The organism is Paenibacillus jepli (genome assembly GCF_047238105.1).
Taxonomy (GTDB): Bacteria; Bacillota; Bacilli; order Paenibacillales; family Paenibacillaceae; genus Paenibacillus_D.
In genome coordinates this window covers 2,717,581-2,740,848 of record NZ_JBDFMD010000001.1, presented here as the reverse complement: position 1 = coordinate 2,740,848, position 23,268 = coordinate 2,717,581, and the positions used below count along the sequence as shown (strand labels likewise).

Annotated in this window: 20 protein-coding genes; 16 read left to right on the top strand and 4 right to left on the bottom strand. The window is 59.0% G+C overall.

Translation table 11 applies throughout. The annotated features are described in order from the left end of the window. Positions 1-12: 12 nt before the first annotated feature. The 13 genes from ABC336_RS12145 (at position 13) to ABC336_RS12085 (ending at position 15,196) form a co-directional block, all read left to right on the top strand. Positions 13-1,863 (top strand): CocE/NonD family hydrolase, encoded by a 1,851-nt coding sequence (locus ABC336_RS12145; RefSeq protein ID WP_413238898.1) that lies wholly within the window; start codon positions 13-15, stop codon positions 1,861-1,863. A gap of 45 nt (positions 1,864-1,908) precedes the next feature. Then, the gene (gene lspA, locus ABC336_RS12140; protein WP_413238897.1) at positions 1,909-2,403 is read left to right on the top strand and encodes a signal peptidase II; all 495 of its coding nucleotides are present in this window, start codon (positions 1,909-1,911) and stop codon (positions 2,401-2,403) included. 37 nt (positions 2,404-2,440) lie between these two features. Further along, complete coding sequence (locus ABC336_RS12135) at positions 2,441-3,121, top strand: hypothetical protein (RefSeq protein WP_413238896.1); 681 nt, start codon at positions 2,441-2,443, stop codon at positions 3,119-3,121. Between the two features lie 21 nt (positions 3,122-3,142). Further along, positions 3,143-4,225, top strand: coding sequence for an AbrB family transcriptional regulator (locus ABC336_RS12130; protein WP_413238895.1), 1,083 nt, complete (start codon positions 3,143-3,145; stop codon positions 4,223-4,225). A gap of 201 nt (positions 4,226-4,426) precedes the next feature. Further along, complete coding sequence (locus tag ABC336_RS12125; RefSeq protein WP_413238894.1) at positions 4,427-7,141, top strand: cation-transporting P-type ATPase; 2,715 nt, start codon at positions 4,427-4,429, stop codon at positions 7,139-7,141. A gap of 378 nt (positions 7,142-7,519) precedes the next feature. Then, positions 7,520-8,272 (top strand): hypothetical protein, encoded by a 753-nt coding sequence (locus ABC336_RS12120; protein ID WP_413238893.1) that lies wholly within the window; start codon positions 7,520-7,522, stop codon positions 8,270-8,272. A gap of 33 nt (positions 8,273-8,305) precedes the next feature. After that, entirely contained in the window at positions 8,306-9,991 is a 1,686-nt protein-coding gene (locus ABC336_RS12115; protein WP_413238892.1) for a vWA domain-containing protein, read from the top strand. A gap of 87 nt (positions 9,992-10,078) precedes the next feature. Further along, entirely contained in the window at positions 10,079-11,218 is a 1,140-nt protein-coding gene (locus ABC336_RS12110; RefSeq protein WP_413238891.1) for a toxic anion resistance protein, read from the top strand. Between the two features lie 179 nt (positions 11,219-11,397). After that, positions 11,398-11,895 carry a hypothetical protein gene (locus tag ABC336_RS12105; protein WP_413238890.1) on the top strand — a complete coding sequence of 166 codons (498 nt, stop codon included), beginning with the start codon at positions 11,398-11,400 and terminating at the stop codon, positions 11,893-11,895. 43 nt (positions 11,896-11,938) lie between these two features. Continuing rightward, a complete protein-coding gene (locus ABC336_RS12100) occupies positions 11,939-12,853 on the top strand; it encodes an aldo/keto reductase (protein WP_413238889.1) in 915 nt (304 codons plus the stop codon). Between the two features lie 362 nt (positions 12,854-13,215). Then, entirely contained in the window at positions 13,216-13,680 is a 465-nt protein-coding gene (locus ABC336_RS12095; RefSeq protein WP_413238888.1) for a DIP1984 family protein, read from the top strand. Positions 13,681-14,125: 445 nt separating this feature from the next. Then, entirely contained in the window at positions 14,126-14,794 is a 669-nt protein-coding gene (msrA, locus tag ABC336_RS12090; protein WP_413238887.1) for a peptide-methionine (S)-S-oxide reductase MsrA, read from the top strand. 84 nt (positions 14,795-14,878) lie between these two features. Continuing rightward, a complete protein-coding gene (locus tag ABC336_RS12085; RefSeq protein WP_413238886.1) occupies positions 14,879-15,196 on the top strand; it encodes a thioredoxin family protein in 318 nt (105 codons plus the stop codon). A gap of 179 nt (positions 15,197-15,375) precedes the next feature. On the opposite strand, the gene ABC336_RS12080 is transcribed toward ABC336_RS12085, so the two are convergent. Further along, on the bottom strand, positions 15,376-16,764 hold the full coding sequence (locus ABC336_RS12080; RefSeq protein WP_413238885.1) for an MFS transporter: 1,389 nt from the start codon (positions 16,762-16,764) through the stop codon (positions 15,376-15,378). Between the two features lie 207 nt (positions 16,765-16,971). Here ABC336_RS12080 and ABC336_RS12075 point away from each other — a divergent pair, with 207 nt between their 5' ends. Beyond that, entirely contained in the window at positions 16,972-17,268 is a 297-nt protein-coding gene (locus ABC336_RS12075; protein WP_413238884.1) for a hypothetical protein, read from the top strand. A gap of 920 nt (positions 17,269-18,188) precedes the next feature. Then, positions 18,189-19,175: a cell wall hydrolase gene (locus ABC336_RS12070; protein WP_413238883.1), complete on the top strand. Its 987-nt coding sequence runs from the start codon at positions 18,189-18,191 to the stop codon at positions 19,173-19,175. Positions 19,176-19,239: 64 nt separating this feature from the next. Here the strand turns inward: ABC336_RS12070 and ABC336_RS12065 are convergent, their stop codons facing one another. Both ABC336_RS12065 and pyk read right to left on the bottom strand, forming a co-directional pair. Continuing rightward, entirely contained in the window at positions 19,240-19,983 is a 744-nt protein-coding gene (locus tag ABC336_RS12065; protein ID WP_413238882.1) for a sulfite exporter TauE/SafE family protein, read from the bottom strand. 73 nt (positions 19,984-20,056) lie between these two features. Next, a complete protein-coding gene (gene pyk, locus ABC336_RS12060) occupies positions 20,057-21,472 on the bottom strand; it encodes a pyruvate kinase (protein ID WP_413238881.1) in 1,416 nt (471 codons plus the stop codon). Between the two features lie 103 nt (positions 21,473-21,575). On the opposite strand from pyk, the gene ABC336_RS12055 reads away from it, so the two are divergent. Beyond that, complete coding sequence (locus tag ABC336_RS12055) at positions 21,576-22,355, top strand: helix-turn-helix domain-containing protein (protein WP_413238880.1); 780 nt, start codon at positions 21,576-21,578, stop codon at positions 22,353-22,355. Between the two features lie 104 nt (positions 22,356-22,459). Here the strand turns inward: ABC336_RS12055 and ABC336_RS12050 are convergent, their stop codons facing one another. Then, a complete protein-coding gene (locus tag ABC336_RS12050) occupies positions 22,460-23,206 on the bottom strand; it encodes a peptidylprolyl isomerase (protein WP_413238879.1) in 747 nt (248 codons plus the stop codon). Between the last annotated feature and the right edge of the window lie 62 nt (positions 23,207-23,268).

Genomic DNA, 23,268 nt, shown 5'->3' with positions numbered 1-23,268 from the left:
GAGGTGCGGACTATGCTGCAATTTGGCGGTGTAAATGTAGAGAAGAAAGTGCCTTGCATGATGCGTGACGGGATCTCTCTGTATGCCGATGTCTACCGTCCGGGGGGGAGCGGCGAGCATCCCGTGCTGCTCATGCGCCAGCTGTATGGACGGGCGATCGCCTCGACCGTCACCTCGGCTCATCCCCTCTGGTATGCCAGGCAAGGCTATATAGTCGTGGTGCAGGATGTGCGCGGCCGGGGCGAGTCGGAGGGCGAGATCGCTCCGTTCGTCCAGGAGGTGGCCGACGGTTATGATGCCGTGGAATGGGCGGCGCGGCTGCCGGGGGCTAACGGAAAAGTCGGCATGTACGGTTTCTCCTATCAAGGATCGGTCCAGTGGGCGGCCGCAGCCTCGGGCGCGCCCAGTCTGGTAGCGATCGCTCCGGGGATGTGCGCCGCCGATCTGTATCATGGCCGCTTCTATCCGCATGGCCGGTTTGCCTGGGGGGCGCAGCTGACGTGGGCGTACCAATTCTCGCGGGACGGAGCCAAGCGGGCCGGCGACGAGAAAGCGGCGACGTATTGCGAGCGGATGATGCGCGATGCCGGCGACCGGCTGTGGGAGCTGCCCCTGACAGCCAGGGATCCGGTGCTCTCGCAGTATTGCCCATTCTTCTACGAGTGGCTCAGCCATCCGGAGTACGACGGGTACTGGGAGGAGCAGAACTGGCTGCCGAAGCTGACCCGGCGGCCGATCCCGACGCTGCAGATCGGCGGCTGGTACGATACTTTCCTGCAGGGCACGCTGCAGACCTATGATGCGCTGAGCGGTACGGGTCATCGTCCGGACTGCTTCCACCGGCTCCTCATCGGCCCATGGGCGCATATCCCGTGGGGCAGGACGGCCGGCGGGATCGATCACGGCCCGGATGCGGACGGGGATGTGCACCGCGAGCAGCTGCGTTGGTTCGACTATTGGTTGAAGGGCGAGCGGGACTCAGAACTGGGGACGGAGCCGCCGATCCGATATTACGAGCAGGGCAGCGGGCAGTGGCGGACTGCTCAGGAATGGCCGATGATGGCGGAGGCTGGAGGAGTGGCTGGGGACGGCAGACGGAGCGAGGCGCTGGAGCGAGGCGAGACGGCGGCAGTAGCCGGTATGGAGCAGATGGGAGCGGAAGAGCTGGAGAGGGGCGCGGCAGAGACCGCAGTGGCAATCGCGCAACCGCGAGGAGAGTCACTGCGCTGGTACCTGTCTGGCTCGGCCAAGCCGGCCAACGGTGCTGTCGGCGGCGGGCGGCTTGTCGCGGGCAGGGATGCGGTCGCGGAGGCGGTGCCGGATGTGTATGTCTACGATGCCCGTCTGCCGATGACACTCGGCAACTATATGCCGCTGGAACGCAGTGCGCAGCAGGACCGTTACGAGATCCTGGTCTACACGAGCGAGGCGTTGACCGAGCCTGTCCAGCTCTTGGGAGCACCGTGGCTGAGTGTGTATTGCCAGACACTGGATGGTCCGACCGATCTGGTAGCGGTGCTGAGCCGAGTGAGCCCGGACGGCAAGGCGCGCTTCCTCTCGGTCGGACGGACCGAGATCGGACGCGGCGGGGAGAACGGGGAAGGGAGCTGGCTGCAGGCGGAGCTGGAGCTGCGGCCTGTGTCGGTAGAGCTGCAGCCAGGTGAGTGCCTGCGCCTGGAGCTGACCGGCAGCGCCTTCCCGCTGTTCGCCCGGCATCTGAACGGTCATGGGGCGGAGGAGCTGCCGCAAGCCGGGCCCGAGCGGCTGAGCATCGCCACCGTGGCGGTGTCCAGCACCCCGGACGTGCCATCGGTGCTGAGCGTGGGCTCACGGATCCGATTGGCTTGCCCATCTTCCATATGATACACTATCTGGGTGGTGTTACTTATTCCGTCTAGGAGTGATGGTATGCGTTTGTTGGGCTATTCCCTGTTTGCTCTTCTAGTGCTGGCCGGCGATTTTATCACCAAGCGATGGATCGCGACGAGAATGGAGATCGGAGAGGAATTCAGTGTCATCGGCGATTTCTTCCTCATCGCCTCGCATCGCAACCGCGGCGCCGCATTTGGCATCCTGCAGGATCAGCGGATTTTCTTCCTCATCATTACGACCGTTATTTTGATCGGGTTGGTCACGTATGTCGTTGTAATGCGCAACCGTGGCAGAGCGACGCTGCTCACCGGACTTTCTCTTATCTTAGCCGGTACGACGGGCAATTTCATCGATCGCATCCGTTCCGGCGAAGTGGTCGATTTCTTGAAGTTCAATTTTGGCGATTACACCTTCCCGCTTTTTAATGTTGCGGATTCTGCTCTCTTCTGCGGCGTCGTGCTGATCCTGATCGATACGCTGCTCACGGAACGCGAGGAAAAACGGAGCCAAGATCTACAACCGGTCCGATAGCGTTCACAACATCGCCACGTTGCGGGCGATTTTTTTTGTGTCCGATCCGGGTAAAAGGATTACAACAACACATCAGGGGGTGGGGAAGATCGAGGAGAAATTCGCGGGCCAGTCGCCTTACGAAGGCAAACGGCTCTGGCTGGCTCAAGTCATCTCGCGGCTGTCCAATCCGCTGTTCGTCGCGCCGCCGCTGCTCCTGTGGGTGGCCCTCCTGACCGCGCCCAGTCTGTGGTCTGCATTGCTGTGGTGGGCGGTGCTCGGCATCGCCATCTCGGCAGCGCCCCTCCTGTTCATCCGGCGCGGCGTGCGTCAGGGCGTATACACCAACTATCATGTAAGCCGACGAGAGCAGCGGTTCATCCCCTTCTTGTTCTCCATAAGCTGCATGTTCATCGGGCTCCTGATCCTCCGACTTATGGGCGCCTCGCATGAGCTGATGGCAACACTGACAGCCATGATCGCCACACTCCTGACGGCGCTGCTCATCACGCAATGGGCCAGATGGAAGATCAGTCTGCACCTTATCGGCTTGTCCGGGGCGCTCACGACTCTCGTGGTTGTCATCGGTCCGAAGTTTGCCGCTCTCTTCATCCTGCTGCCGGTGATCGGCTGGGCGCGTTGGCAGGTGCATGCCCATACGATAGGGCAGATCGCGGCAGGCAGCCTGCTCGGTATTGCAGTGCCGCTGGCGGTATACGGGCTTCTGGATCTTTATTAACGAATGCACTGGAGGCCACTCATGAGAGAGACGCTGCAACGGACGCTGCTTACCGCAGCGATCGCTATATTAGGCGGCTTGATGTTTCGGAGCCTGCACATCCCCGTCCCTTGGCTGCTGGGACCGATGTCGGCGGTCTTCGCCGCGTCGATGCTCCTCCGCGGGGAGCGCGCTAAGCCGCTGTGGTCGCCGGCGCTGCGCAATACGGGGATGATGATCGTCGGTTATGCGATCGGGCTATCCTTTACACGGGAAGCGCTCAGCCAGATCGTCCGCCAGCTGCCGACGATGATCGTCCTGGCCGTGCTGCTCATGCTGCTCTGCATCTTGATCGCGCTGCTGAGCGCCCGGCTGGCAAGACTGGACTTCCCGACGGCGATGCTCAGCTGCGTGCCGGGCGGCTTGTCGCAGATGGTGACGCTGGCCGAGGAGATGCGGGGCGTCAATCTGACGACCGTGACGGTGTTCCAGGTGGTGCGCGTGCTGCTGATCGTCCTGGTGGTGCCGCTGCTGGTCGTCAGCCCACTATTCGGAGGAGTGGCTGCTCCGGGCACAGAGCTGCCTGGTGCAGAGCAGGTCGGGCTTAGTCCGGTTCTTATCGTATTCGTCCTGTGCGGGGCGGCGGCGATCTGGCTGGGACTCCGGATCAAGCTGCCCAATGCGTACATGGTTGCTCCTATCCTCAGCACAGCTGTGCTTATCCAGGCAGGGGTGTCCGGGCCGGAGCCGGGGGCGTTGGTGCTGCAGGCCGCTCAGCTGCTCATCGGCGTCTATGTGGGGCTGCTGCTCAAGCCTTCGCAGGCCGAGCGCAAGCTGCGTCTCCTGCTGACTGCGGTGCTCGGCAGCGTGCTGTTGATCGGCGGCAGCCTCGGCATGAGCGAGCTGGTCGGTCACATTCACGGTCTCGACCATATCACCGGCTTTTTGGCGATGGCGCCGGGCGGGATGGACCAGATGAGCATTATCGCTCATGAAGTGGACGCTGATCTGTCCATCGTCTCGGCTTATCAGCTATTCCGTCTGTTCTTCGTGTTCTTCGTTGTCCCGCCTCTGCTGCAGCTGCTGTTTCGCCGTCTCTACGGTCCGCGGACGCAGCAGCTCTGATCCGGTTCGCCTGCGGGATGGCCGGTTTCCGCAGTCCGGTCCGGGCGCTTGGTTGCATCTGCTCTCACATTTCCGCCATACTTCCACAATTCCCAGTCTGCATCTTGCCTTGCAGGGTTTAATCGACCCTCGTTCTCGTTTAATAAGTTTAGAATGAATAGCCGTCTGTCCCACTCCATTACAGAAAGGGGCGAGTGACACTTGGCGACAGAGCAGGAACGGCAGTGGCATGCGCTGGAGGATCAGCGCGTATTTGAAGAGCTTGATGTTGACCATTCGGAAGGGCTGAGTTCGGAGGAAGCTTCGAAGCGGCTGGAGGAGCATGGCAGCAATGAGCTGCCCGAAGAAGAGAAACAGAGCATGATACTGAAGTTTTTTAAACACTTCCATGATGTGCTGATCTATATCCTGCTGGCGGCGGCGGTCATCACTGCCTTCCTCGGACACTGGCTGGACACGGCGGTTATCGTGGTGGTGGCGATCGTCAATGCGACGATCGGCTTCGTCCAGGAGAACAAAGCGGAGAAAGCATTGGAAGGCATCAAAAACATGCTGTCGCTGGAGGCGAACGTCCGCCGAGGCGGCGAGACGGTCGAGGTGGAGGCGGCGGAAGTTGTGCCAGGGGATATCGTGCTGCTGAGAGCGGGCGACAAAATCCCGGCGGACCTGAGGCTGTTCAAAGCCAGCAATCTGAATGTTGAAGAGTCGGCGCTGACCGGCGAATCCACGTCGGTTGAGAAGCAGACGGGTACGCTCGAAGAAGATGCGGTGCTGGCGGACCGTACGAATATGGTGTACTCGGGAACGACGGTGTCGTCGGGAACGGGCAGAGGGGTAGTAGTGGCGACAGGCCGGCACACGGAGATCGGCAAGATCAACAAATCCATCGCCGATGTGGAGGAGATGCAGACGCCGCTCCTCAAGCAGACGTCCCGTTTCGGCAAGATGATATCGATCGTCATCGTCATTCTTGCGGCGCTCATGTTCATCTTCGGCTACCTGGTGCGTGATTATGAGACGGGCGAGCTGCTGCTGTCAGTCATCGGGCTTGCGGTAGCAGCGATTCCCGAGGGCTTGCCGGCCATCCTCTCGATCATCCTGGCCATCGGCGTACAGAACATGGCAGGACGCAACGCGATCGTCCGCAATCTGCCGTCTGTAGAGACGCTGGGCGCGGTCTCCGTTATCTGCTCGGATAAGACCGGGACGCTGACCAAAAACGAGATGACCGTCACTTCCATCATGATGCATGAACGGGAGTACAACGTCACGGGCACCGGATATTCTCCGGAGGGTGAGATCCAGGCGGGTGACGAGGAAGCTGACGCGAAGCAGGATGGGCTCCTGGAGGAATTCCTGCTCTGCGTCAAGAACTGCAACGATGCTTCGCTGCGCAAGGATGAGGACGGACATTGGGTGATCCAGGGCGACCCTACCGAGGGCTGTCTGATCACACTGGCGGCCAAAGCCAATATAGAGGTGCCGGAGTTGGAAGTGCAATCGAAGATCCCTTTCGATTCGGACTACAAATACATGGCCGTCTTGGTAGAGCAGGAAGGGCGCCAAGTCATCTATGTCAAAGGCGCGCCGGACCGTCTGTTCGATATGTCGGAGCATCAGGTCGGTGCGGATGGCATGATGCCATTCGAGCAGGCGCAGTGGGAGGAGCGGATGCGCGATCATGCCCGGCAGGGCGAGCGTGTCATCGGCGTCGCCGTGAAAGAGCTGGCTGAGGGCGAGGGCATCGACGAGCTGGATCATGACGACCTCAAGGAAGGGCTGGCGTTCCTCGGCCTGGCCGGCATCGTCGATCCGCCGCGTGAAGAAGCGGTAGCGGCGGTCAAGGAATGCATCAGCGCCGGCATCCAGGTCAAGATGATCACCGGCGACCACAAGGAGACGGCGATGGCGATCGGTGAGCAGCTCGGCATCGGCGACGGCGAGGAGGGGCTGACGGGTAAGGATATCGACGGCATGTCGAAGGGAGAGCTCGTGAAGGCCGCGCAGAAGTATCATATCTTCGCCCGCACCAGTCCACAGAACAAGCTTCAGCTGGTCGAGGCGCTGCAGAGCAAGGGCAAGATCTGCGCCATGACCGGCGACGGCGTCAACGATGCACCGGCGCTCAAGCGCGCCGACGTCGGTGTAGCCATGGGGATCAAGGGCACTGAAGTATCGAAGGATGCGTCGGAGATGGTGCTCGCCGATGACAACTTTGCGACGATCGTTAAGGCCGTTAAGGAAGGCCGGCGGGTGTATGACAATCTCAAGAAGACGATTCTGTTCATCCTGCCGACCAATGGCGCGGAGAGCTTCCTCATCATGGCCAGTATCCTGCTGGGGACGATGATGCCGCTGACCCCGGTACAGATCCTGTGGGTCAACATGGTCAGCGCGGTAACGGTCTCGCTGGCCTTGGCTTTTGAGCGGCTGGAGCCGGGGGCGATGGAGCGGCCGCCGCGCAATCCTAAGACGCCGCTGCTCAGCAGATATTACATCTTCCGAATCCTGTTCGTGTCGGTCATCCTGGGCGGCGGTACGCTGGCGATGAATCTTAGTCTGCTGGATCAAGGCTATGAGCAGGCTGCGGTGAACACGGTGACGCTGCACACGATCGTCGTAGCGCAGATGTTCCATCTGTTCAACTGCCGCAGCGAGCTCGGCAAAGCGTTCGGACCCGGATTCTTCTCCAATCGCGCGGTCTACGTCGTATCCGGTTTGCTCATCCTGCTGCAGCTGTCGATCACGTATCTGCCATTTATGAACACGATCTTCGGTACGGAAGCGATCGCCCTGTCTTATTGGACGTTCCCGGTTCTGATGGGCCTGGCGATCTTCATCATCATCGAGATCGAGAAATGGATCACCCGGACGATCATCGCCCGGCGCGATAGCGGCAAGACAGCGGAAGCTTGATGCCGCTAATTCCCCAGACGATTCTGCAAGGCTGCGCTTGAATGGCGCAGGTTGTGGAATCGTCTTTTTTTGTTCTCTCCAAACGAGGCGTTTTGTACGATATAATGAATACATCCCAAACGGAAGAAACATTATGCATCATTTTTATTTGTTGGACGTATTAGATGATAAACGCTTGGCGGCCATATCGTACCATGTTCAAATAAGTCGGTGTTCAGCACCGAGAAGGTTGAAGACAGGAGGAACTGAGGAGCGGAGCGTAGGTGAACCTGCGTGAGCACCGGAAGTTCCGACTGCATTCAAGATTCGATGTCGAATTGGCTACTTGTAGTTGCTTCGTGATGGGCAGCGGCCAACGAGAGGAATGGAGGAGGAAGAATGGGCGGCAATAGGATGCTGAAGCTGGCGATGTTGGTGCTCGGAGTAGCTGCTGCGTGCGTCGTCGTCCTCTCTCCGGGACTGCTGGGACTGGATCTGGTCGCCGGCGGTACCATGGAGCGGGCGGCAGGCATCACCGTGCTCGTCATGAGCGGACTGGTGCTGCTGTACGGCACATATCAGCTGCTGCTGAGGCCCGAGCCGCCAGCCGTGACCGTCAAGGTTGGGGAACTCCGCTCGCATGAAGACTACGCCGCTGCATTGGACGCGTACGGGGCAGTAGACGGGCTGCAGAAGGAGATGGAGCACGGCCGGGATCAGCTGCGCCGGATGAGTGTACGGCGGCGCTCGCTGAACGCCTTGCTGGCCGAGCGATTCGAGCCCGGAGAGCTGAGTTACACCAAATTTATGCGTGTGATTCAGGAGGTGGAGCAGCTGTTCTACCGCAACATTCGCGGCATGCTGAACAAGCTGGACGTATTTGATGCCGCAGATTTTCGCAACTTTGCCAAGCGCCACCAGACCTCGTCGTTCTCGTCCAGACTGGTGCAGGAGAAGACGGGGCTGTACCGTGAATATATGGCCGCGATGTCGGGGTATCTGGAAGCCAACGAGGAGATCCTGCTGAAGCTCGATAAGCTGCTGCTGGAGATCTCGCGGCTCTCCAGCAGCGACTACCGCAATGTCGAGGAGATGCCTTGCATGCGCGAGATCGACGCGCTGATCAAGCATACCAAGCTGTACAGACAGTAGAATGTTCGAACTACATACAAGGGGGAGAGGAGCATGGCTAAAGGCAAGACATTTATCACACTGATCCTTGTGGCGGGCGTGGTATTCGGCCTGGTCTATCTGGGCATCACGTACACCGCCAACCTGGGTAAATCAGGCGCGGAGATCTCGGGGGAAGATGCCGCGAAGCGGCTGGATAAGATGTACAACAAGATCGGCGCGACTGTGGCTGATCCGATCAAGGGGCAGATCGATCTGGACCCTGTCTCGATCGCGGACGCCCTGCCGGAGATCGACAAGTTCACCGTCTCGGTCGAGCCGTCGACCGCCAGCTTCGTGGAGATCTTCTCATCGACAGAGAAGTCCGGCACCGGGGTGGACGGCTGGCTCAATGAAGTCGCCGAGGCGTTCAACCGCTCGGGAGTTCAGGTGAACGGGCAGCCGGTATCGGTCAAGATCCGCAACATCGCCTCCGGCACGGCGACGGATTATATCCGCTCGGGCAAATACGTGCCGGACGCCTTCACGCCGTCCAACGAGCTGTGGGGCGAGATGGTCAAAGCCGAGGGCGTCCAGGCGGAGCTGATCGAGAAACGGCTGGTGCCCAATGTGACGGGCATCGTCACCAATCAGGCGAAGTATGACGAGCTGATCGAGAAGTACGGGGCACTGAACGTCAAGACGGTGACTGATGCCATCACGGCCAACGAGCTGTCGATGGGCTATACGGATCCGTTCGCCAGCTCGACGGGACTGAACTTTCTGGTCACGGCGCTGAGCGCTTTTGACAGCTCGGACCTGCTCGGTCAGACCGCCGTGCAGGGCTTCGAGCAGTTCCAGGCCAATGTGCCGTTCATCGCTTCGACAACGCTGCAGATGCGCGAAGCGGCCAAGTCGGGAGCGCTGGATGCCTTCGTGCTGGAGTACCAGACGTATGTCAATGCGCCGGATCTGCAGGCGGGCACGGTGTTTACCCCGTTCGGCGTCCGTCATGACAGTCCGCTGTACGCGCTCGGCGAGCTGCCTCAGGCGAAGCGGGATATCCTGCGCGCCTTCGCCGACTTCGTCGGGCAGGAGCAGAACCAGCGGCTGGCGGAGGAGAACGGCTTCGGCGGACTGCCGGACTATGAGCCGGAGATGGGGCCGGTAGAGGGACCTGTGCTGATCGCAGCCCAGAAGCTGTGGAAAGAGAAGAAGGATGCCCACAAGCCGATCGCCGCAGTCTTCGTGGCGGACGTCTCAGGCAGCATGAACGGCGAGCCGATGAACCGGCTGAAGGAATCGCTGCTCCAGGGCCAGAAGTATCTGGGCCGGGACAACAGCATCGGCTTTGTGTCCTATGCCAGCAAGGTGGAGATCAATCTGCCCATAGCCAAGTATGACACCAATCAGCAATCGATGTTCGTGGGCGCCGTGAACAGCCTGCAGGCCGGAGGCGGTACGGCTACCTTCGACGGCATCGCGGTGGCGATGAAGATGCTGCAGGAGGAGATGGCGGTCAACCCGGAAGTGCGGCCGCTGATCTTCGTACTCAGTGACGGCGATACCAATGAAGGCCACTCTCTCGATGAGATCCGGGGACTGATCGAGGCGTACCGGATCCCGATCTACACGATCGGCTACAACGCCAACATCCAGGCGCTGGAGAGCATCTCCGGCATCAATGAAGCCGCCAATATCAACGCCGACAGCGAGGATGTCGTCTACAAGATCGGCAATCTGCTGAACGTACAGATGTAGACGGCTCTTGCAAACCGCGCTCATCGGAAGAACTCATGGTTTATTGTTTCAAGGAATATCATTTAGATCACGCGAGGAGGAGTCCGTATGTCATTTTCAATGGAAGTGATTGATGAGCAGCAGTTGAAGTCGGCGCTGGAGGAGCAGGTCAAGCCGGAGCCGGAGGAGGTCACGCAGCTGCGTGAGCAGGCCAAGGGCAATGTCGACTCGATCCTGGAGATCGACCTGGAGTCCCTGGAGAAACGCAGGGAGATCATGCAGTCGATTGACAAGTTCGGCTTGCAGACGATGCGCTCGTCCTCGGAGAAGAACGCGCTGCTGCAAGTATCCGTCGGCAATCTGGCGAAGGCTGGCGATGAGGGCGGCGATGTCGCCAAGGGGCTGACCGAGCTGAACCTGCAGCTCAAGGATCTCGACCCGAGCGCGATCGACTTCGCCAAGAGCGGTCTGCTGGGACGGCTGTTCAACCCGCTGCGCGCCTACTTCGCCAAGTTCGAGAAGGCCGACACCGTCATCGCCGACATTATCGTCTCGCTGGACAGAGGCAAATCGGTGCTGCGCAACGATAACACGACGCTGGAGATCGAGCAGCAGGTGCTGCGCGATCTCACCAAGCGGCTGAGCAAGGAGATCCAGCTCGGCATGCTCATGGATGAGGAGATCGAGCGTCAGATTGAGGCGGCGAAGCTGCGCCAGGAGCCGGAGGACCGGATTCGCTTCATCACGGAGGAAGTGCTGTTCCCGCTGCGCCAGCGCGTGATGGACCTGCAGCAGATGCAGGTCGTCAACCAGCAGGGCGTGATGGCGATGGAAGTCGTCATCCGCAATAACAAGGAGCTGATCCGCGGCGTCGACCGGGCGCGCAACGTGACGGTGTCGGCCCTCCGCATCGCGGTCACGGTGGCCAGCGCACTGTACAATCAGCAGGTCGTACTGAAGAAGATCGAGCTGCTGAATCGGACGACGGACCAATTGATCAGCGGCACCTCGCGGATGCTCAAGGACCAGGGCGCCGCCATCCACAAGCAGTCGCTGGAGACGAGCATCTCGGTCGACACGCTGAAGCAGTCGTTCTCGGACGTGCTGTCGGCACTCGACGCCATCAGCGCTTACAAGCAGGAGGCGCTGCCGCGGATGCGCGAGACGATCGGCCAGTTCCGCGAGCTGGCAGAGAAGGGCGAGGAGCAGATCGTCCGCATGGAGCAGGGACAACGGCTGGGACTTTAGGGGGTTAGGCAGGGGAGGACGTGAGGAAGCTGCACGTCCTTTTTGATTTTCTTCGTAGCCGTCAGAGCGGTGATCAGCGATGGCGGAGCGGGGACGCAAGCTGTTCCAGGAGGAATTGCTGGACAGACTTCTGGCAGACTGGCTCGGCGCTTCATCGGCAGAGAGTTAAGGAGGAGAGTATGGGCAAGAAGAAGCGGGCGCGCGGCAATACTCCCCGAACCAAGCGCATGAACAAAGAAGGGCGCAAGCAGTCCGCGGCGGTCTGGCTGAAGCGGTACGCTGGCACACATATCCTTAGAGATTACTGTACACGGTACGCGGTTGATGCATACACCGCCCTGCTCGAACTCACCGCCTTGGGGGTCGATATCCCTGAGAAAACAGCGGCTTGTATCCGCAGGAAGCGCAAGCTTGCTCAGCAGAAAGGCGCCGAAAAGCAGAGGCGAAGGAAGGTGGAGCGGCAGGACTTGCCGGACTCGGATGAGACGTATGCGTTTATCGCCGGATATACGGCGTGGGGGTTTCCGTATGGCCTAACTTGGGAAGAGATGGAGCAGATGGCCGATGAACAGAGCTTGTTCGATACCGTGCCGCCTGCAGAAGCCGATGAGCAGTGGCGGTACACGACGCATACCGAAGAGGATGAGAGTTTGTTCGCCGCTGTGCCTCCTGTATAATGTAGATGTATGATCATATTCCAATCCGAGGAGCGTGGAACGGTTGAAGTACAGAAGACTCGGCAGTACGGAGCTGAAGGTGTCTGTCGTCGGTATCGGCACCTGGCAGTTCGGCGGTGAATGGGGCCGCGATTATACGCAGCAGGAGGCTGACGCCATCCTGGATAAAGGGCGCGAGCTCGGCATCAATCTGATCGATACGGCGGAGTGCTACGGCGATCATCTGTCGGAGTCGCTGATCGGCGACTACCTGAGCCGAGGCCGGCGCGAGGACTGGATCGTGGCGACGAAGTTCGGCCATCAGTTCCATGAACGCTTTACCCGCACGGATATTTTCGACGCCGACAAGGTTGTTGCCCAACTGGATGCTTCGCTGGCTGCATTGAAAACGGACTACATCGATCTGTACCAGTTCCATTCAGGACCAGACGCTGCCTTCGATAGCGATGAACTGTGGAGTGTGCTGGAGGGTCAGGTAAAGGCGGGCAAGATCCGCTTCCTGGGCACCTCAATCGGCAGCAACGACAACCTGCACCAGACGGACCAATCAGAGAAGGTAAACAGCCGGGTGATCCAAGTCGTCTACAACCGGCTGGACCGTCAGCCGGAGGAGCGGGTATTCCCGTCCTGCGAACGCCAGGATCTGGGCGTGCTGGCCCGCGTACCGCTGGCGAGCGGCTACCTCAGCGGCAAGTACAAGCCCGGCGCCGTCTTCGACAGCAGCGACGTCCGGCATCGGCATGATGCCGAAGCTACGCGCCGCAAGCTGGAAGAGGTTGAGCGGATCCAGCGGGAGGAAGTGCCACAGGGGGTGGACATGGCGAGCTGGGCCTTGGCCTGGTGCCTGCAGCATCCGGCCGTCACTGCGGTCATCCCGGGCTGCAAGGACCCCGAGCAGGTCGAGGCCAATGCCCGGGCGGTGGAGCTCGTCACGGAAGCGCACAAACAGGATATGTAGCCGATATGGCTGGCCAGAGGCGACCTTGCGGGGTCGTCTTTTTTTGCAAGAGGTAACAGCTATTAAGCTGCTTGCCAGACGGTCACGCTGAGAAGGCTGCTACTCCGTTACTCCGACCCTGTCGCCTGCTATACGGACGGGTTAGCGCCTATTGGATACAATACTCAGATGTTGGCTGGTTGATCGGACACGCAATCCGTTATCCGCCGCATTTGGGCTCGTACCTTTCTTCCTCTGGAGCGCCGTCGTCGCGCCTATGGACGGAAATAAGGCATGTTCGCCATACTTCTGCCCTGTTCGGATGGAGCGGGCCGTGCGATGATACGGTCATGAGGATGATGACAGAAAGGAATGAGGGCCGGATGAGATTGGCAGAAGCGCTGGTGCTGCGGGCGGACAGCCAGAAGAAAGTCGCTCAGATGCGGGGGCGGCTGGAACGTGTCGTAAAGGTGCAGGAAGGCGAGTCGCCGGCTGAGAGTCCGACGATGCTGCTGGACGAGCTGGAGGAGACGCTGAATGAGCTGACGCGCCTGGTCCGCCGGATCAACCGCACCAATGTCGCTACGACATTTGATGAGGCGTTGACGCTTGCAGATGCGCTGGCGGAGCGGGACAAAATCATGCAGCATCGCAAAATACTGAACGATCTGCTGCAGGAGGCGTCGATCAAGCAGGAGCGGTATAGCCGCTCCGAGGTCCGGTTCGAGCGGACGATCGATGTGGCGGCGTTGCAGGGACAGATCGATCAGATGGCGAAGAGCTACCGGGAGCTGGACTTCCGGATCCAGGAGCTTAACTGGACCACAGATGTGGTAGACGACGAGTAGACAGAGCTGCGACGGTAACCTCTCTCTTACGAAGCGAGCACAACCCGCCAGCGGGTTAGCTGGACAAAAGCTTGATTGAAGTCAATTCGGATAGACGCGGGGCACGTCTCTATATTTACCAATTAAGCCCAGTAATGTAACAAGCATGCGATTTAGCATGGAAGTAATGCGTAGCGTGTACTGTAACTACCGCGTGCTGATCCAAGAGACAGGTGAGGGTGGGGAAGGGGAAGCAGTCAGCCATGAGGACGATTTTGTCCGCATGGTTTTTTTTAATGATGGCCCAGATCTGCCAAGCGGCCACAGCCGCGCCTAAATTCGCTGCCGCATAGCACCTGTTGGTCAACTTGCCGCCTGGTTAAACCAAGGGACAGAAAAATGTTACAATGAGAGACGACAGGGCGACTTAACGGGATGAGAGTCCAAACGAGATGGAGGTGCGGCGATGGAATCCACTACATCAGAAACGAATGCGGCACCGCACCATCAGCCGTGGCAGACGGCGACATTCGGCATGGGCTGCTTTTGGAGTCCGGATGCGTACTTCGGTCATCTCCCGGGTGTCGTGCGGACGCGTGCGGGCTATGGTGGCGGTACGACTCCGGCGCCGACGTACCGCGAGATGGGCGACCATACGGAGACAGTACAGCTCGAGTATGATCCGGGACAGATCAGCTATGAGGATCTGCTAACCGAGTTCTGGAGCCGGCATAACCCGGACAACTTGCATGACTACAAAGGCAACCAATACCGCTCGCTGATCCTGTACCACCATGAGGAACAACGGGAGGCAATCGAAGAGCGGATACGGCAAATGGCGGCACAAGGCCGCTATGTGAGCGCTACGGCAGTCGAGCCGTGCAGAGCCTGGCATCTGGCGGAAGAGCGGCATCAGAAGTATTATCTGAAGCGCTATCCGGATGCGGTCGCTAAGGTTCGGGAGCTGTTCCCCAATGTAGCAGAGCTGGTAGACGGGACGTTGACTGCCCGATTGAACGGCTTGGCCAAGGGTTACACCTCGCTGGAGCGGATCCTCCGTGAGCTTGAGACCTGGCCGGTCAGCGACCATGAGCGGAGACACTGGGCGGAGAAGATAAGGAGTATCAAGTGGTAAGTGAATGACATACCTGATCGGTTAACCCAATCAATGATCAAGGGGCTTAACTATACGAGCCCGTCGTGAAAGGAAAGGATCCGTGTGGCAATCGTTGAGGTGAAAGAAGAGGAATGGCTGCGGCTCAGACGGATCGGCGGCGGACGCGACGCACTGATGTTCTACTCGCCGTTTTGCGGGACGTGCAAGGTCGCGCTGCGGATGCTGGAGGTCGTAGATGCCGCGGGTGTCCCTGCGTCTCTGTATAAGATCAATATCAATTATGCAGGTAGGCTGCGGGAAGCATGGCAGATCACCAGTGTGCCGTGTCTCGTCCTGGTAGAGGACGGGCGGCCCGTCCGGAAGGAATACGCGATGCGGTCGGTCGCGCATCTGTTCGCGCTGCTAAAGGACGAAATGTAAGTGCACTGCGAGTCTGAGCTGTGCAAGGATATACGGCGTGCTGGTAGAGATGCGAATAAGGGCTGCAGGATGCCGGAAAATGGCACTTGCAGCCCTGCTTGGCGTCCGGAGATGTCCACCCGCAGCCCCCAGCGCGCGGGGGCCGGCGGCATGACGGCGGCCGGACACCACGGTGGCGGCTAGGCGCTCTCCTCCAGTCCGGACCCGGAGGTGACACGGCGCAGATATAACGAGGCGCAGCCGATGGCTAACAATACGAGCGCCGAGATGCCCCAATAAATGTTGCCGTAGGCGGCGGCTGGCGGCAGGCCGCGCTGCCACTCCATAGCGGCGGCAGCGGCGGCGACGGCAAAGGCGCCGCTAAAAAACTGCAGCAGCTGGAACAGCCCCAGACCGGAGCCGATCTGCGCTGCAGGCAGGATGCGCGACAGTTCATTGGACACGCTGCTGGAGAGGGCAGTGAAGCCGACGCTCAGCAGCATGTAGATAAACAGGATCGCCAGATACGACTGCCCGGCCAGCAGGGCGAACAAGACAACGGAGGCCAGCAGAAGAAACGGTGCATACCGGATGACCATACCGTTGCCGTAGCTGTCGATCAGCGAGCCGACACGGCGGGAGAGCAGCATCGCCAGCAGCGAGCCGGGGAAGATGACGAGACCGGCCTGGATCGCGTTCAGACGGAAGGTCCCGATCAGAATCTGTGGCATGAGGAATAGTGTAGCAAAGCTGCACAAGTAAGCGGCAATGCCGACGGCAATCAGCATTAGATAAGTGCGGTTGCCAAAGAGCGACGGCTGAACGAACGGATCGGAGGCCCGCCGGATGCGGAGCGCGAACAGCAGCAGGCCGCCCACGCCCGCCGCGAGGGCGGCCCAGCTCGGATAGGTCAGCAGCAGCAGGCAGCCTGTCGTGCCGATGCCGATCAGCAAGGCGCCGATCGCATCGAACGCCCCCAGACCTTTGCGCTCCCGGGGGATCAGCCGGACGAAGAACGGCAGCAGCAGCAGACTGAGAGCCGTGACGGCAAACAGATACCGCCAGCCCAGCAGCTGGACGATAAAGCCGCCCGCTACCGGGCCAAGTCCGAGTCCGAGCGAAGCGGCAGCCATCACCGTAGCCATCGCTTTGCCCCGGCGCTGCAGCGGGATGTAGCGGGTGACCAGGACGATGGAAAGTGCAGGCATCGCACCGGCCCCGGCGGCCTGGAGGATGCGAGCCGCTAGCAGCATGATGAAGCTGCCGCTGAACAGGCCGAGGAAGGATGCCGTCCCCAGCAGGCTGATCGCAGTCAGATAGAGTGTGCGGATCGGTACGAAGTCGGATAGCCGGCTGTAGGTGATGGTAGCGATCGCGAAGACGATGGAATAGCCGGTGACGATCCAGGAGGTGCCGGCAGCAGACATTGCGAAAGCTTCGGAGACGTCCGGGAGCGCCAGGTTGAACATCATCGTGTTCATGATCACCATCACGATAGAGAAGCCCAGCAGCAGTGTGACGGCCCCTTCTCTTAGCGTGATCTGCGGGGTATCGTCGCCTAAGCTGGCTGTGGATGACGGGGTAGACATATACTTTCATCACCTTAGTTTCGAATGTTTTGTAAGTATCACAGAACTATAGCAAAACAAGCGGGGAACATCAATCCCCAAAACCAGAATAATTTGTGATTTTAATCACATACTAAAGGCGGCCTTTGCCTTATACTTTAGATGTGAAGTTCACAAGGACCGGTGAGTAGCACCGAGTACACCAGGTGATGAAAGGGGAAGAGAGCCATGAAAAGAGAGCATATCGTACACTTCAAGATCATTCGGGACGGGGAAGTTAAACGGCTGCGCGGCCTCATCCGGCTGGAGCCCGGGGCAGAGCCGACAATCGCCCAGTTCGCCCAGTGCTTGCGTGAGTGCGGCCATGAGGTAAAGCTCGTCGATGAGAAACGGGTCATCTTCGAAGGACGCCGGGCAGGCGACGAGTACAAGATCGATGTCCTGGAGGATTACGAGCAGCCGAAGAGAGACTGGGATGCCGAGCGGCTGGCCACTGCGTTCCAGAAGCCGGAGCCCATATTGTAAGGATGACGCCGACCGGCGAAGCCGGGGAGGCGTCTTTTTTGTTGTTTAGGAAATGATGACTTCCGTCTCTTGTGGATAAGTTGTGCTCCCGGCTGGGTTGGATGCCGCGGTCCACAACCATGGGTAAAATGTTACTTGAAACCGACCGAATGGCGGAAATCCGCCCAACCAGGTGCAAAAAGTTACTCCGTTCCAATGGTTGGTCCGATCAGTTATCGGGTGTTGACCCGATTGCGGCATGGTGTCCTCACTCCTCGCCAATCTGCGTTGGCAGGTTTTGTTCAAATACAAAGTATATAATTCTCCTATCTACTTGGCTTGTATTTCTCCGACAAAGCTCTTCGCACGTCCTACGAGTTTTGCGTAGCAAAACTCTTAGTCGTAGCCGTTTCACCTTGAACAGATAAGTATAAAATTGTGGGGGCCACGAAGTGACTCCCTGACTGCATTTACTTACGAGCGGACACCGTAGCCCTTATTTCGGTCAGGGGCGTATTTTTATAGCTGCTTGCGGACAGAGGATCCGTTATCGGTCTAAAAATGGTGCTTCCCGAGCTCAAAATCAGCACATAACGGATCGTGTGTCCGTAGGACCTGCTCCGAGTAGGGTTTGGATCGAATTAGGCGCAACCCGTGTCCGTATCGGCAGTGCTGCTAGCCTGCGTGAGCAGATGTTGTTCTAGTTACTAGCTGTGGATAAGCATGTCGAAGGAAGTGGCGAAAGGGAGGCTGCGGGTGGTGTTCGGCTCGCGAGAAAAGGCTATTCTGAGAGGAGAGGGTGCCTTTGCGAGCGCAGAAAAACGCGGTTTTTGTTAAGAATTCTGTGAAAACGCTAATCCAACAGCGGTGGAAGCCTGTGGTATACTACTCAGCGGAGCATCACCTGAGCGAGATGAATTTATACATAATCGGAGGTTCTTATGGTTAGGAGATACAAGCAAGTCTGGTTAGTACTTGGCGCCGCACTCTTGTTCTGTGCATTGGCTATGGCAGCCTCTGCATCAGCGCAAGCCCAGGTCGTCCATGGGGTGACGATCCAGGTGGACGGCGAGGTGCGGTCCTTAAGCGAACCCGCGCAGATGAGAGAAGGTCGGCTATACGTGCCTGTGACACGGGTTGCGGAGTTGTTCCAGGTGCAAGGGATGAGCTGGAAGGCTTCACACCAAGAAGCTACGATTATTACTTCTACAGACGATACGATCGTTTTGGGCAATGGCGTGCCTGTCGTCTATTTCAATGATGAGCGTTACCGGATGGATGTAGCGCCGTTCGTCTCCAGCGGACGGATGTACGTGCCGCTGCGTCATGTCGCTGAGCTGCTGCATGCCCATGTCCATTGGGATGCGGATGCGCTTCAGGCGATCTTCACTGTGCAGGAGCCTGTCGTCGTCGAGGAAGACTTCGGCTTGCGGGAGATCAGCGCCCTGTATGGCAGCTCGAGCGCCCAGTTGCTGAAGCGCAACGGTCTCCAGGCGGCGGAGCAGGTTAAGACGGGGACATCCCTGCTGGTCGTCGTGCCGTCGATCTTCGACAACAAGGCGGAGCCGTACTCGGAGCAGGACTTCAACCTGCTGGCGAAGATTACTCAGGTAGAGTCCGGGTATGAATCGTATGCAGGCCAGCTGGCGGTGGCCAATGTCATCCTGAACCGGGTCAAGCATGCGCAGTTCCCGGACTCGATCCGCGATGTCATCTATTCCGGCAGACAGTTCCCTCCGGCCCACAACGGACTGATGGACAAGAGCGTACCCAATGCCAGTGTGAAGCGAGCCGTGAAAGATGCGCTCAACGGCAAAAACAATGTCGGGAGCGCCGTCTACTTTTACAATCCGAGAGTTACCCGGGGCGCCTTCTGGAACGGTCTGCAGACGGTTGCGACCATCGGCAATCACCGGTTCGCCAGATAGCGTTCACCCGAAACAGAACCAAACAACCCTGACGTCTCTCATGAGCGTCAGGGTTGTTTGCGTCTTAAAAGATAATCAGATACAAGCCGCCAAGCGCGGCGAAGGCAAGGATAAGGGCCTGAAACAGCTTTTGCGGGATCAGCGGCAGTACCTTGAAGCCGATAAAGGCGCCGACGCAGACGGCCGGGATCATCCAGGCGTTCCATACGAGCGACTCCGCATGGATCAACCCCAGGTGAACGGTGAACGGCACTTTGATCACATTGACGATGAAGAAGAAAAAGGCGTTCGTGCCGATAAAACTCGTCTTGTTCATCCCCTTGGAGAGCAGGTAGATCGACATGATGCTGCCAGCGGCGTTGCCGATCATCGTCGTGAATCCCGCCAGGATACCCAGACTGGCGCCCCAGGAGCGGGACTTGGTAAAGGCAAACCGCAGCGACTGCTCCAGCTTATCCTTGGAGAGATGAAGTCCGATCAGCAGCAGTACAAGGCTGCCGATGACCAGCGACAGCCGATCGTTGCTGATCTGGCCCAGTACCCAATAGCCTGCCAGCAGCCCGGCGAGCACCCACGGCAGCAGCGTGATGAGATGCTTCCAGACGACGGCGTGGCGGTAATACAGGATGGCGATGATATCGCCGGTGATCAGGATCGGAGTGAGCAGTCCGACCGATTCGCGAGCCGGGAAGACCGAGGCCATGATCGCGGCTACGAAGATCCCCAGCGTCGGAACGCCGGTCTTCGTGAAGCCTACCATCAAGGCGCACAGGATCAGCATCCCGAGCTGCAGTGGGGTTATGTCCATGATAGCTCCTTCGCGAGGTCGTTTCTCCCAGTATAGCACGAAGGAGCTTGGCCTGACGACGGCTGACTTGCGCTCAGACCTCGAGGATCTTGATCAGGTTCGTCGTCCCGGCCCGGCCGATCGGCACGCCTGCGGAGATGACGATCGTGTCGCCTTCCTTGACCAGTCCGCTACCTACCGCGCCGCGAACCGCCGAATCGAACATGTCATCCGTGGAGGCGATCACGCCGCCCAGCACGGGGATGACGCCGGAGAGCAGGCAGATCTTGGGCAGTGTATGCTCGTTGTGCGAGATCGCGATGATCGGGGCGCTCGGACGGTACTTGGAGATCATCCGGGCGGTATAGCCGCTCTCGGTCGAAGTTACGATCGCTGCCGCGTTCAGCTCCAGCGATGCACTGACGGCGCTTTGACTGATGACCTCGGTAATGTTGGTGCCCTGCTGCTCCCGCTTGCGCTTGAACTGATCCCGGTAGTCCGTCATGGCTTCCGCTTTGCGGGCGATCGATGCCATCGTCCGGACCGACTCGATCGGATAGCTGCCGGCAGCCGACTCACCGGAGAGCATGACGACGTCTGCGCCCTGCAGTACCGCATTGGCCACATCGCTGACCTCGGCCCTAGTCGGGCGTGGGTTGTACTGCATGGATTCGAGCATGTGCGTGGCGACGATAACCGGTTTGCCAGCCAGATTGCAGCGCTCGATCATCCGCTGCTGCATCAGCGGCACATCTTCGATCGGGATCTCGACCCCAAGGTCGCCGCGTGCCACCATGATGCCGTCGGAGGCTTCGATGATCGCATCCAGGTTATGGACGCCTTCTTCGTTCTCGATCTTGGAGATGATCTGGACATGCTCGGCCTGCTGCTCTTCCAGCAAGCGGCGAATCTCATAGATGTCCTCTGCCTTGCGGACAAAAGAAGCGGCGATCATCTCGACGCCGTGCTCGATCCCGAAGGCGATATGGGCAACGTCCCGCTGCGTGACGCCTGGCAGGGTAGTCTGGATGCCTGGCAGGTTGACGCCCTTGCGCGGCTTCAGCTTGCCGCCGCTCTCGATCCGGCAGCTGATCTCGGTGCTTCCTACCTCCAGCACGGTCAGATCGACCAGGCCGTCATCGATCAGGATGCGATCGCCTGGCTTCACGACCAGAGGCAGCTCGTCATAGTTGACCGAGAGACGCGACGCATCGCCGAGCAGTTCTTCGGTCGTCAGGATCAGCGTCTCGCCGGCGATCAGCTCGCAATACGCTTCACGCAGGCGGCCGATCCGGACCTCCGGACCCTTGATATCCATCATGACCGGTACACGCTTGCCGAGCTCGCCTGCAGCCTGACGGATGTTGCGGATGCGCTGGACGTGGTCTTCCAGCTCGCCGTGAGCCATATTGAGACGGCCGACTGTCATGCCGGCGGTGATCATTTCTTTGAGGGTCGCTATCGAGTCGCAAGCGGGTCCCATCGTACAGATAATTTTAGTTTTCAACATTCGTATCGTCCTCCTTGTCAGTCGTAATTGTACCCTGTTCTGTCGAAAGATGACATGAACTATAGTATACTGATTTTAATATGGTACGAACGGAGGCGGTAGGTTGCTGACCATTGGCGAAGTGCGTCACGATCGCGGAGTGGACTGGTATGAAGAGCGGGGAGAACAGGAGGATTATGTGCTGGTGCTGGTGACCTATGGCCGATGTGTCTATTGGCTCGAAGGCGAGAAGTGGATTATGGAGAAGGGCGAGCTGCTGCTGCTCCCGCCGGGTGTAAGCTTCTACGGGAAAAGTGTGCCCACCGTGCTGCACACGAAATATGTGGTCAGCTTCTCCTGGCCGGCAGCGGCTGAGATCCTGCCTGTCCTATCCCAGACAGAGCCGTGGCGGCAGCGGCCGGGATGCTACGAGCTGGTCGCTGAGCGCCTAAGGGAGCTGGTCACCCAGTGGGAAGAGCGACCTGATTATTACCGCCTGCTGGCCGGGGCGCAATTGACGGAGGTCTTGGTCTACCTGAGCCGCGAAGCGGACCGCGGGCATCTGCCTGACCGGAAGCGGCGGATGGCAGACAGTATGAAGCAATATATCCAGACCCATTACCGGGAAGCAGTGAACAAAGCTACTCTGGGCGAAGCCGTCGGTATCAGCCCCAATTATGCGGCAAGCTTGTTCCGGACCGTCACCGGCCAGACGATCAGCGATTATGTGCACCGCCAGCGTATCAAGACAGCTATTTATATGCTTACCGATTCTTTGCTGACCATTCATGAGATTGCAGAGTATGTGGGCTTTAGCGACGCTTCGTATTTCCACCGGGTGTTCAAGCGGATGACAGGCAGGACGCCGTCCGCCTATCTGCAGGACCGCCCGCCGGCCCCTTAATGCCAACAAAAGATGACGAGAGTTCCGGAATGAAAAGACAAAAGACGCTCCTTTTGTCCCCTGAAGCGGGGCAAAGAAGCGTCTTCGCGAAGCGGGAATACGGGTCAGCTGGCCAACTCATCCTCGATCAGCTCCGGCTCCGGATAGGTCTTGCCGAACAGCTCGACGGTCACTTTCTCCATCACTGGCGGCGTGTGCGGCCGGGCCTGCGTACCGACAGGAAGCTGGGTGATCTCGTCGATGACCTCCATGCCTTCGATGACTTCGCCGAATGCGGCGTAGTTGCCATCAAGATGAGGAGAGTCGGTCTCGACGATGAAAAATTGCGATCCGGCGGTGTCCATGCCTTCGGAACGCGCCATCGAGATGACGCCTCGGGTATGACTGAGATCGTTGGGAAAACCGTTGTTGGTAAATTCGCCCGCAATGCTATAGCCGGGACCGCCCAAGCCGCTGCCTTCCGGGTCGCCGCCCTGGATCATAAAGCCTTTGATGACGCGATGAAAGATCGTATCATCGTATGCGCAATCCTGAACTAGCGAGATAAAGTTGTTGACCGTGTTGGGTGCGATATCGGGATATAGTTCAATGCGGATCAGCTGCTCGTCCTCCATCTGGATCGTGACGATCGGGTTGCTGTCCTCCGTTTGTTCGGTGTTCGTCTCAGCCGGCTCGGATGTCTGGGTACAGCCCTTGGGCGTCTGGCTGCCCGCAGTTTCTTTGGCGTTCGAATTAGCCGTTCCTGTCCCTGCATTGTTGTCGGCGGGGCGGTTGCCGCATGCGCCGAGGATGATGACGCTCAGCGCCAATATGATAAGCAAAGAAATGGAAGTACGGGTATTTCTCGTCATGCTCCCTATCCCCCTAAGTCTGATGTACATTCGTATAATAGCACAGGGTCCTTCTATAAATC

Excerpts from the sequence above, each read along its gene's own strand:
- lspA (WP_413238897.1), top strand. The coding sequence starts at position 1,909 with ATGCGTTTGTTGGGCTATTCCCTGTTTGCTCTTCTAGTGCTGGCCGGC.
- ABC336_RS12110 (WP_413238891.1), top strand. The coding sequence starts at position 10,079 with ATGTCATTTTCAATGGAAGTGATTGATGAGCAGCAGTTGAAGTCGGCG.
- ABC336_RS12070 (WP_413238883.1), top strand. The coding sequence starts at position 18,189 with ATGGTTAGGAGATACAAGCAAGTCTGGTTAGTACTTGGCGCCGCACTC.
- ABC336_RS12080 (WP_413238885.1), bottom strand. The coding sequence starts at position 16,764 with ATGTCTACCCCGTCATCCACAGCCAGCTTAGGCGACGATACCCCGCAG.
- ABC336_RS12075 (WP_413238884.1), top strand. The coding sequence starts at position 16,972 with ATGAAAAGAGAGCATATCGTACACTTCAAGATCATTCGGGACGGGGAA.
- msrA (WP_413238887.1), top strand. The coding sequence starts at position 14,126 with ATGGAATCCACTACATCAGAAACGAATGCGGCACCGCACCATCAGCCG.
- ABC336_RS12130 (WP_413238895.1), top strand. The coding sequence starts at position 3,143 with ATGAGAGAGACGCTGCAACGGACGCTGCTTACCGCAGCGATCGCTATA.
- pyk (WP_413238881.1), bottom strand. The coding sequence starts at position 21,472 with ATGTTGAAAACTAAAATTATCTGTACGATGGGACCCGCTTGCGACTCG.
- ABC336_RS12120 (WP_413238893.1), top strand. The coding sequence starts at position 7,520 with ATGGGCGGCAATAGGATGCTGAAGCTGGCGATGTTGGTGCTCGGAGTA.
- ABC336_RS12065 (WP_413238882.1), bottom strand. The coding sequence starts at position 19,983 with ATGGACATAACCCCACTGCAGCTCGGGATGCTGATCCTGTGCGCCTTG.
- ABC336_RS12095 (WP_413238888.1), top strand. The coding sequence starts at position 13,216 with ATGAGATTGGCAGAAGCGCTGGTGCTGCGGGCGGACAGCCAGAAGAAA.
- ABC336_RS12145 (WP_413238898.1), top strand. The coding sequence starts at position 13 with ATGCTGCAATTTGGCGGTGTAAATGTAGAGAAGAAAGTGCCTTGCATG.
- ABC336_RS12115 (WP_413238892.1), top strand. The coding sequence starts at position 8,306 with ATGGCTAAAGGCAAGACATTTATCACACTGATCCTTGTGGCGGGCGTG.
- ABC336_RS12105 (WP_413238890.1), top strand. The coding sequence starts at position 11,398 with ATGGGCAAGAAGAAGCGGGCGCGCGGCAATACTCCCCGAACCAAGCGC.
- ABC336_RS12050 (WP_413238879.1), bottom strand. The coding sequence starts at position 23,206 with ATGACGAGAAATACCCGTACTTCCATTTCTTTGCTTATCATATTGGCG.